This is a genomic window from Sharpea porci, from assembly GCF_009695655.1.
GTDB lineage: Bacteria > Bacillota_I > Bacilli_A > Erysipelotrichales > Coprobacillaceae > Sharpea > Sharpea porci.
Window position 1 is genome coordinate 1 of the sequence record NZ_VUNM01000047.1, and the last position, 10,866, is coordinate 10,866.

At 34.3% G+C, this 10,866-nt stretch carries 5 protein-coding genes; all 5 read right to left on the reverse strand.

Annotated elements, in window-relative coordinates; genetic code table 11:
* Positions 1-223 precede the first annotated feature (223 nt).
* The 5 genes from FYJ79_RS11885 to FYJ79_RS11905 are packed head-to-tail and all read right to left on the reverse strand — an operon-like array spanning position 224 to position 10,589.
* Entirely contained in the window at positions 224-7,558 is a 7,335-nt protein-coding gene (locus FYJ79_RS11885; protein ID WP_154518770.1) for a SpaA isopeptide-forming pilin-related protein, read from the reverse strand.
* Between the two features lie 3 nt (positions 7,559-7,561).
* Positions 7,562-8,125 (reverse strand): Spy0128 family protein, encoded by a 564-nt coding sequence (locus FYJ79_RS11890; protein ID WP_195837090.1) that lies wholly within the window; start codon positions 8,123-8,125, stop codon positions 7,562-7,564.
* Positions 8,126-8,157: 32 nt separating this feature from the next.
* Complete coding sequence (locus FYJ79_RS11895) at positions 8,158-8,886, reverse strand: class B sortase (RefSeq protein ID WP_154518774.1); 729 nt, start codon at positions 8,884-8,886, stop codon at positions 8,158-8,160.
* A complete protein-coding gene (gene lepB / locus FYJ79_RS11900; protein ID WP_154518776.1) occupies positions 8,883-9,362 on the reverse strand; it encodes a signal peptidase I in 480 nt (159 codons plus the stop codon). Before lepB ends, FYJ79_RS11895 begins: the two co-directional genes overlap by 4 nt.
* 3 nt (positions 9,363-9,365) lie before the next feature.
* Positions 9,366-10,589: a DUF7601 domain-containing protein gene (locus FYJ79_RS11905; RefSeq protein ID WP_154518778.1), complete on the reverse strand. Its 1,224-nt coding sequence runs from the start codon at positions 10,587-10,589 to the stop codon at positions 9,366-9,368.
* Positions 10,590-10,866: the final 277 nt, after the last annotated feature.

Sequence of the window (10,866 nt, forward strand, 5' to 3'; positions counted from 1 at the left end):
ATCCTAATATCGAAAAAACATCTCAATATGACACTGAGGAAGGCTAAGTTATATACCCATTTACTTCATATGTAAGTGGGTATATAACTTTTTGAATGACGAAACCAATTTCTTAATATATAAAAAAAGGTATTGTTGTTGCTTTTTATGAAGCAACAATAATACCTTTTTCATATATAAAAACATATTTACAAGAATAAAGGAAGGCCTTAGCCTTCCTTTATTAATGTCTTATTCTCTTTCTTGCAAAGATGAGAAGTAATAGAGTTGTGATAATAATAACTGCACAGATAATAGCAATTGAATGTCTGTTTGTAAAGCCTGTTGGTAAAACGTAATTGAATGTGTTTGTAAAGACAACGTCTTCATTTGCGACATTTCTTTCACTAATATTCTCTACCTTATTACCATTAACAGTAATCTCTTTCGTATGATTATTGTCATCTTCAGCAATACTATACCTAGCAGTTAATGGTAAGTCGTTAATCACAATCTTATCATTCTGCTTCAAATAGATATCAACACTTGCACTACCATCTTTATCAGTCTTGATAAAGATTGGATTCTTCATGCCATCATGTTCTTCACTACCTTGTGACAAATCAATACTGTAGTTTTGATTCTTAGTCGCATTTGTGAGTGAGATTGTGAACTTGAAGAATTTATTAGGATGTACTTCAAGACCTTGTACTTTCTTTGTAAGAGAGATATGAGCAACTTCAGGCATGACATTGAGATAAGTTACGGTAACATCTTCACCTTCATCAACAGTTTCTATATCTGTCGCTAAATCTTGATTACTTTCTGTCTTATGATCACTTTCTGTGGCATATTTAGCTTTTGTTTCATCAGCACTTGTGAGCTTGTAGCTAGCAATACCTGCATTCGCATATTCTATAATCTTATATTTTGTTGTAACAGGTACATTCTTGAATGTGATTGTTTCATCATTATCTAGATAAACATCAACACTTACCTTACGGTCTTCATCAGGAACAATATTGCCTGCATCAGACTGAATTGTTCCAGGTAAATTCGTAAATGTTACAACGTAATGGAACTTATCAGGTGCTTTACCAGTTACAGTATTCTTTAAAACAAGATTCTGATATTTCACAACATTGTTTATATAAGTTACAGTAATATCTTCACCTTCATCAACACTTTCCCAAGCAGTTGAAAGAGATTCGTTCTTGTTAGCCTGATTAGAGTTTTGGGCAATATCACCAACTGTTGCATCATTTGTAATCTTGTAGCTTGGTGTTGTATCTTTCTCTGCTTGTTGTGTGACTTTGTAAGAAGCACCAACATCAAGATTATTGAACGTAACAGTTTCTTTATCACCAAGAGTTACAGATACATAACCATAACCATTATGATCAGCAGTAAATGCTTGACCATTATCAAGTGTATATTTCTTATCAGGAGTAAGATTCTTAAATGATACATTATATGTATATTTGCCAACACTCTGATAATAACCTTTGACTGTATTTTTTAATGTAAAGCCATTAGTTTTCTTATTCGTTGTTGGTTTCTGATAGTGGTTTGTGAAGACTGCTGTAGGTGCTGAAGTTGCACTTGCACTACCAGTTGAATTTTTACTTTCAGTATAGAAATCAGCATATTTATCTTCTTCAACTTTATAAGTAGTGCCAGCAGGTAATCCATTAATATTTAATGTTTCCCCAGGTTTAATACCAACTCTTGCAGTACCGTCTTTAAAGACTGTATTACCAAATATCTTTGTACCAGCAAGCTTAGATGTATCATTATTAGAAAGTGTGACATTAAACATATATGATTTATTCTGATATTCACTAGGAACATCTACAACATTGGTATCTGATGCAACCTTCTTTACACCAGCTTGTACAAGGTTATTATTTTGATCATATCCTTTTACAACTGCATAATAGCCATAGTATCCAACTGCTGAATCACTTCTAAAGCCAAATGTAACAGCATCTCCATCAATATCGCCTTCTAGAACTGAAGCATGTTCGAAGTCATTTATTGGATTACCACCTATTTTACCGGTTACATCTCCTAATTGACTTAATGAAGACTGATCATCAGGCTTGTAATCACTATGGTTACCAGCCCAAACACATGCCCAGTCATACGAAATACTTTCAGTACTATAATATAACTTCACATGTAGCTTTGAAGCACCTGGAATAGTAACAACATTCGTATCATTTAAAGAATTATTATAAACGCCTTTTGCCTTACCTGCATCATCTATATTCGAAGTATGTGAATACTTCTCATATACTGGTATGCTTTCAATTTGTTTACCATCAACATTCTTTATGATTTTGAATGATGTTTCATCTTTATCTCGAGAAGAATAATTTTTAGCTGTATTTGTGATAGTTAGAGGTTTATCTTTTGTTGTTTCAGCATAATATCCATTTAACGAGCTTGTATATCCACTCATAAAGTCTTCGGTAGCATAATATTTAGCATCAGGATCTACAACATGGAATTTATAAACCCAAGTATCCCCATTTTTTTCAATTGTACATTGCTTTGGATCAGTAGAAACATATGTAGATGATTGTGTTGTATCATTATTACTTGCACCATTTACAATTGTGTCAATCGCATTTGTCACAGTATTTGTAACAGTCTTAACAACATTATCGAGTGTTGCTAGGATGTCATGGGTATACTTATAATCTAATAGACCACCTTCTTTATAAGTTGCATATTTTCTATTACCAAATCTACCATCTTTATTTTTGTAATTATCATATTCAGTTTTCCCAACCGTAACCGTAAGCTTACTTTTAAATAGTTCTGTATCCCCAATAAACATACTCCCAACATCACATTTTTCAGGTATAACCCAGCCATCAGATACATAAATATTTTTGAGAGAATAACACCATCTAAACATAGCGCCAATATCCTCTACTTTATGAATGTTAAAACTAGATATATCTAATGAATTAAGTTTCTCACAAGTTTGGAACATACATCCCATATTTTTTACATTAGAAGTATCGAAATTAGTTAAATCCAATGACTCAATATTGTAACAATTCACCATATTACGCATATCTGTTACTTTTGATGTATCGAAATGAGACAAATCTAATGATTTAACTCCATCACAACGGAAGAACATACCATCCATATTCGTTACATTAGAAGTATCAAATTTAGATAAATCCAATGATTTCACTTTGAAGCACCAATGGAACATATTTTTCATAGTTGTAACTGCTGATGTATCAATAGGATCCATATCAATCCGAGTTGCATTTTGTAAATATGAGAATACATTTACAGTATCATCCGTTAAAAAGATTTTTTGAGCATTTGTCCAATAATGCAGTTCCCCATTATCGGTCAACCAGCCATATATTTTATATCTTGCATCAGGGTTATTATAATCCGAGTCAAGTCTAACAGCACCTTCTTTTGGAACTTGGTTACGGTCAAATATAACAGCTGTTATTATTTTTTGATAATAATCCCTAGATTCATTAGGATATTTGTTCATTACAACATAAGAAAACGGAGAGCGGTTTTCACCAGTTCTAAATACTGCATATGAAGATGTTTGTTTTACATCTGTAGAAATACGAATAGTAGGTATCTTTCTTTGGTCATTTGTCTTATTATCCTTCCAGACTTTCTGGACAATTATTAGACCATCGGCATTTGGATTATCATTTATACGATAATAACCATTTTCATTCTTTTCTAATCCATCAATAGTATAAGTGTCATCCTTATTAACTTTGACAACATATTTTGTTTCATTAATAAAGAATTTATCTGGTGCTTTTGTTTCTTTGAGTACATAAGTACCTGGTTCGAGTTGATCAAACGTTGCAATACCAACACTTCCTGAAGTCGCATCCTGGCTATAGAGATGACCATAGTCAGATGTACCGCTCAAATTGAATGTTGCACCTTTAAGTAGTGATCCATCATAAGAAGACTGTTTTGAGATTTGTACTTTATGATATGGTTCATTACGTATAACAGGCATACCATTCGTAAGCATTTCAGCATCAACAATACCACCATTGCCTGCATCAGAGATTGTTGCTGTATATTCCTTGTCATTTGGAATGAAGCCTTTTGCAGCACTGACTTCCTCCAATGTATAGTGGCCATATTCAATATTACTAAATGTGACTTTACCTGCATCATCAGCTGTTGCATACTCCATGACATCAGTGCCATATTCCGATGTGCCATTTAAGCGGAACTTTGTACCTGCAGCAGGTGTATTACTTAATGTTGAATACTTCATGAAGCTAATGTCGCCATGAATACGAGGTACATCCTTAACGATATACTGACCATTAACTGCTTGTCCATCAATTGTAATCTCACCTGAGTCATTGACAACAACTTTATATTCATGTTTGTCAACAAGCCAGTCAGGTGTTGTAGATGTTTCTTTAAGTGTATATGTACCCTTTTCTAGATCTTCAAAGCTTGCATTGCCTTGTTCACCTGTTGTTTCACTTTCATTTACTTCTGTCTTGTAATCAGAAGTACCTGTTAATGTATAAGTGGCTCCTGGTACGGAAACACTAGCGTCTTGTGTACTTTGCTTATGAATAGTGAGGTTACTAGCAGTATGATACTTTACTGTTGTATAATCTTCATGATTGAAATAATCAACAGCTGTTTTACCAGAGATGATTTTACTTTGAATATAGATGTTGTTATAAGCCTTGGCATAACTTTTTTCTGTTTCATTGACATGATCTGGTGCCTGCATGTAGACAACAGCAGACAATGATTCACCTTCATTAAGTTCAAAGTCTTTACCATCGGCCATCTTACGACAATCGATCGCAAAAGCATGAACCTGTGTAAGATCTGTGGAGTCTGTTAATGGTTGCCAGATTGTTGTATCTGTAAGATCATGATGATCTTCCATTGAGAGATTTTCTTGTGTGCTTACATAGATAACAGGATTAACACCTTTCTGTCTTAATTGTGTTAGGTCAAATCTCTTAACAATACCATGCCAGTCTGAGCCCTTACCATTTAATTTATAGTTTTCTAAGGAATCAAAGAAGACAAGATTGCTTGAATTATTGTTCATTGTATTCGCATAACGTAAACGGTAAGAATAACTGCCATTTGATGTTACATAGGTACTATTTGTATAAGCCGTATCATTTTCAGACTTAACTTGTTTCTTTAAGCCTGATAAAGCTGAAGTAATAGTATCAATGTTATGTTTTGATTCATCATATAGGAAACGCTCAGTCTTACACTTAGAATCAAGAGAAGTCATATATTGCTTATTTGAGTTAGTAAGCTTACCACCATCATCATTAAAGCCATCTGTAATATCATCATTGCCTGTTTCATAGGCAACAGGATTGATGACAGCATCACCATAGTCCTTAATTGCATCCCAGCTTATTTCAGAATTCAAATAAACATCATAGAATTCTGCTGCAACAGGAACAGTAATCTTAACCATATCCCTGCCACTATTGCGATAGTCCTGTGTTACTTTATAGCTATAGGAATTCTTGTCTAAAGAACCTTGATCAGTAACAACATCTATACTACCTTTTTCAAGATGCATACCCTTAGGTAATAAATCATAGAATGTTCCTGATTTTTGTTTGATATAAGTTGTACCTGAATTGGTTGTGAGTGTTTCTCGTGGAGAAATCTTCCAACGAAGAGTATATTTCTTTTTAACTTTATTTGAACCAGTAGATACTACTTCTTTTTTAATAGATGAATGTTTTTCTGGGGAAACAGCACGATCATAAGCATAACACTGCTGTTCAAATAATGTTTTATTATCGTTTGATTTGATTGTACTTATTGAAATATTATGAAGCTTAAGTTCTTTATCGTTCTTAATTGCGTCAGTAACTTTTTTAGAATTTTTTAAATGAATAACTGGTGACACATTAAGCTCTGCATACCAGTAGGCATTAGATGTAGACAGACGAATACCTGTTACATTATTATCTTTAAACACAATTTCTTTATCATTCAATGATTCAACAATACTATCATCTAATATTGTTGGTGTTTTTGTGCCAAGTTTATATGTGGCTACTTCTTTATATTCGCCATTCACCTTTGCTTCAAAATGAACAATATCCTGATCTAAATATTCATGTGTAGTTTCTTCAAACTTCTTCGTTTCATCATTAAATAGTCTATATCGTGTGTAGATACTCCACTTTGCAGATTTAATCTGATAGTCATCACTACCTAATGGCTTAGCATCTTTAGGAATTGTGAAATCTCTACTATTCTTTGATGTAATATTGTCATTAAGATAAAGCTTATCATCACCAACTATATAAGTGATCTTCTTTTTTCCATAGCTAGTAGGATCCTTAGAATCATTAGCTGTCCATGTTCCGCCATAAGCATATGTACAGGCTTTATAGGAGAATGCGTTACTATCACTTATCTTGTTATCTTTAAAGTTTTCATAGATTGTATGATTCCCCCTCTTATAACCATTTGCTGTTGCAGGATAAGCTATAAATTTTGGATCTTCATAACTCCATGTAGCCTTTGATGTATTAATGATATTACTATCAATAGTGTCCTTAGGGATGAGTGTAGTTTTTACGCTATCAGTAAAGCTGTAAGCATCCTTATCTTTATACTTAGCTGGATCATAGTATGTCAAGATATAGTCATGGCGTTTACTGCTCGTTTGGTTATCAATTTGATTTGTTGTTGTATAAGGACCATTCGCATTATTAAGAGAATAGCCTACAAACTTTAAATCAGGTGATACTGTTGTATTTTCTATTTTCAATGTATAAGGCTGAGTTGAATTATTGATATTCGTTTCAGCATCCCATACTAAGAAATGCATACCTTGTGTTCCATTAGGCTGAGTACCCCAAGAAGATTGCCAATCTTTATAGAAATCAGTTGGAGCATGTAACGTTGTTGAAGCACTATCACCAACCTGTGTATTCATAGCCACACTTATTGGATCAGTTTGTTTTGTTTCACCGTTGACAGTAATTGTTGCCTGGAAAGGATTGCTTTCTTGCATATCTTTATAATCAAATGCTGATTTGGTAGGTGAATAGCTGACTTCAATAAAGCCTGATTCTGCTTTTCTTGTTGTGATATTGCTGATGACAATGACATCTTTTCCATCTTTATCTTTACTAGAAGTCCATGTGTAGTTGACTTCATCATCTTTTGTAGCACTCTTCGCTTCTTCCTCTGATGGCACTGAGACATCAATAGCATCAGCTGGATTACCATCTCGATCTTTTAGAATCGATTTAGGAATGGTAATCTTGACTCCACCTGCAGGAATATCTGTAGTACTCGATAATTCATAATCGATATGATAAATAAATTTATGTGTATCAGGATGATCAGTAATATCCCAGACATACTTATTATCTTTAAGTGTTGCCCCACTTGATAAAATAGCTTTAAATGTAGGAATAATACTTTTGTTTGTTGTATCTTCCGCATGAACTATTGTTGCTGATGACATAAGAGAGGCAATCATCAATACTGATAACAACAACGCTGATACTTTATTAAGCATTTTCTTTATCATAGCTTATTCCTCCCTTCTTCTATGTCTTAAAAGCATAATGATTATAAGCGCTGTTAATACAACAGTAACAACCCATATAGCAATATGCGTTGAGTCACCTGTTAATACAAACAAGCCTTTTTTATTTGTTTTGTGTTTTTGTGGTGTAGGCTTTTTGATATTTTCAACTGGCTTGATAGGTTGTGGTATGGTTTCTTTTTGTTTGCCAAAGCTGATTGTATCTTTGTGTTTGCCATCCAGTGTTGCCACAACATTTGTTTGAAGTGTACCTTCATTGCCATTTGTCACCGCAATGATTACTTGATAACTCTTGCCTGTCTGATCACTTAATGTGTATTCATAATTACCAGGCTTTTCAAATGTGAGTGTGAATTGTCCTTTTTCATTATCAAGCGTCTTTATCTGCTTTTCTTCACCAGCATTAACACTTGAAAGTGTCAAAGTACACTTGCCTATACATGTGACTGGGATGGATGCATTTGTCTTTTGCGTTAAAGCATAGACAGGCGAAACACAAAGCAACATGCCCATCACAAGCATGATCAGAGCCTTTCCTATTTTTTGCATAATATCCTCCAAAAAGGTGTCATATGACACCTTTAGCTTATAGTTGCTAGTACAACAGTACGGTCCATTGATTCCACATCCTGACATGTTGATAAAGCAACAAGTCGATCAGATGAATCAAAATCCAATATTTTCCCCTTTGCCTTTTCCTCAGCAAGCTTTTCAACAGCATCTTTGTCTTTTCTTGTAACATCAAATACTGTTGTATTCTTGGCACTGACACTTATACAAGCAAAGATATGAAGTTTATATTTCACACCATTTCTTGTCTTAAGTTGTCCTGTTGTATGTTTTTTGAGATAACTGAAATCTTGGAAATCATCCAGTGCACCAAACATTTTTCCTTGCACCATATGATGTCCATAAATAATATTGTAAGGATCACTAAAATCAGATGCACAAGCTGAATCAAGAAAGATACTGCCAGAAACAGATATCTGACCTAAGGGGTTCTTGTTGAGATAGTCCGTGTTGCTTTCTCCTTGCATAACTGGATAGTTGATATCGGTATGGTCTATGGTAATCCAGCCAACAGCACCTAATTGCTCCATTGTATAGCCAAGATAACCAGCCTGGGCATTATGAAGCTGTCTTTGACTGATATATATGGAATAACCACCAAGAATTAACGCAATGACAATCACTGCTGTAATAAAGAAATCCACAACATGATTAACAATAACATAGATTCTTTGCTCACTTGTACGTCCATCATATTCATGAAGCTTTTCCAACAAACTCTCTTTCTTCTTTGGCATCATGAACGACCTCCCGTTCTCAATGAAGCAAAATAGACACCCTCAACATTCTTCAAAGCAATATCCCCATATTTTCTCGAATCACTTTGATCAAGGCGATAGTCATTGATTACAAAGAGCCTGTCCTTCTTCACTACATGTTCCTGTACTTCACCAGCTACCGTATAGAAAGATTCCTGTTCATAACCATTGATGTAGAGCTTGCCATGATCAACACTCACTTGATCACCAGCAATCCCAACAACACGGCCTATCTTAATGCCATCAGCTGTATGATAGGATACAATGTCATCTCTGCCAGGTTTATCCTGACGATAAAACAAGCACATATCACCATCATTCAGTGTAGGATACATTGCTGAACCATTACAAATATGGAAGCTGAATACGAAAATCAAGACAACCGCAATGACAAGCGTAAGAATAAGAAGTTTCTCTAATGGCCATAGCCATTTATAAAGAATTCTTTTGGTTTTCATTGATTAGTCATTCATTGCATCTTCCTGATGCTTACGATGTTTCTTTACAGCAATAGCAAGACATCCGCCCATAGCAGCAATACCGGCAATCGCAAATGCTGCTCTATTGTTATGATAGATACCTGTTGGAAGAACACCGCTACGATTATTTGTGAATTCTACTGTATCATCATTTGTTAATTCTTCATTTGGTGTTGTATATGTATGAGATGTACCATCATGACTTAAACCAATATTTGAACCATCTTTTGTAGCTGTTGTTGTATAGTCATTACTTGTTTGTGTGATTGTATAATGGGCATTATTATTCAGTCCATTGATTATAATCTTGTCGCCAGTTTTGACATCAGTAGTAAATGATACATTACCATCTTTATCTGCTGTTACAGTCTTGATTGTGTGGCCATCCTTGTCAGTAACATCAATCTTTTCACCACCATCAAGGTTTGTAATGACAACATTATAATGGAATGTTTCATCTGTATAACCCTGGTTACCAGTTACTTTATTTGTAATATTAAGATTGTAAGTTGTATAAGTATTTGTGAAGCCTTTGTTTTTGCCTTCAGGTTTAGTACCATCTTTTGCCTGTGCAGCGTTTGTTGTATGGAAGACATAGCCAGTAATCTGGTTAGCACCATTGACATTTTCAACATAGACATCAAGATAACGTGGTGAGCTATCTATTGTAATACCCTTTTCAGAAGTAGTATTTTCAGTTATCTTATATCTATAAACACCTGGCTGTACAAAATTGATACCAGTGAAGTCAACTTTAGCCTGTGTCTTAGCATACTTATTATCATTATTTAAGCCATCGACATTATCTTCTTCTGTTGATGTATAAGTCTGTGAGCCTTGATTTGTTGTACTTGTAGCGTTTTTAGTGTATGTAGTCTGATCAGCTTTGAATTCTGTAGTACTAACTTTTGGCTTTCCAATACCCTTTCTAATTGTAAGATTAGTATCATTTGTATCAACAACAGCACTCATTTCATCATCTGATAAAGGTGCAATTGTATAACTGAATGTAGCATTAGGAACATTCGCATTCTTCTTCATAAGAACATACTTATCAAATGTAGTAGTAGTTGTTGTTTTTGTTGTTGGAGTTGTAGTAGTCGTACCTTCTGCATGTACTGGTACAATAGATACCATTGGTGCAATTGTCATTGCTGCAATAAGAGCAGCTGTTTTCATTGAATTTGTCTTTTTGATTTTTTTCATTTCCCTTTTCCCGTCCTTTTGTCAACTGTATAATAGCATCATTTGTTAAAATAAAAAGACAGTATTTTCTTATGGACTCCATTACATTTTACTTATATATTACTTAATGTTTACTTAAGTAAATTGTTGTTTTACCGCAATCAAAACCAAGCCTAAAAGGCGTGGTTTGAACTGCGGCTATAAGCCTGTAATACCTGCTCGCGTCTAAAGGCGCTTGCTTTCACTTCGTTCAAGCTACCGCTCTTGACGCTCGCTATCCCTCAAAGGGATTCTTTTT

Bases quoted from the DNA above. Each gene is read 5' to 3' on its own strand.
- FYJ79_RS11885 (WP_154518770.1), bottom strand. From the start codon at position 7,558: ATGATAAAGAAAATGCTTAATAAAGTATCAGCGTTGTTGTTATCAGTA.
- FYJ79_RS11890 (WP_195837090.1), bottom strand. From the start codon at position 8,125: ATGCAAAAAATAGGAAAGGCTCTGATCATGCTTGTGATGGGCATGTTG.
- FYJ79_RS11895 (WP_154518774.1), bottom strand. From the start codon at position 8,886: ATGATGCCAAAGAAGAAAGAGAGTTTGTTGGAAAAGCTTCATGAATAT.
- lepB (WP_154518776.1), bottom strand. From the start codon at position 9,362: ATGAAAACCAAAAGAATTCTTTATAAATGGCTATGGCCATTAGAGAAA.
- FYJ79_RS11905 (WP_154518778.1), bottom strand. From the start codon at position 10,589: ATGAAAAAAATCAAAAAGACAAATTCAATGAAAACAGCTGCTCTTATT.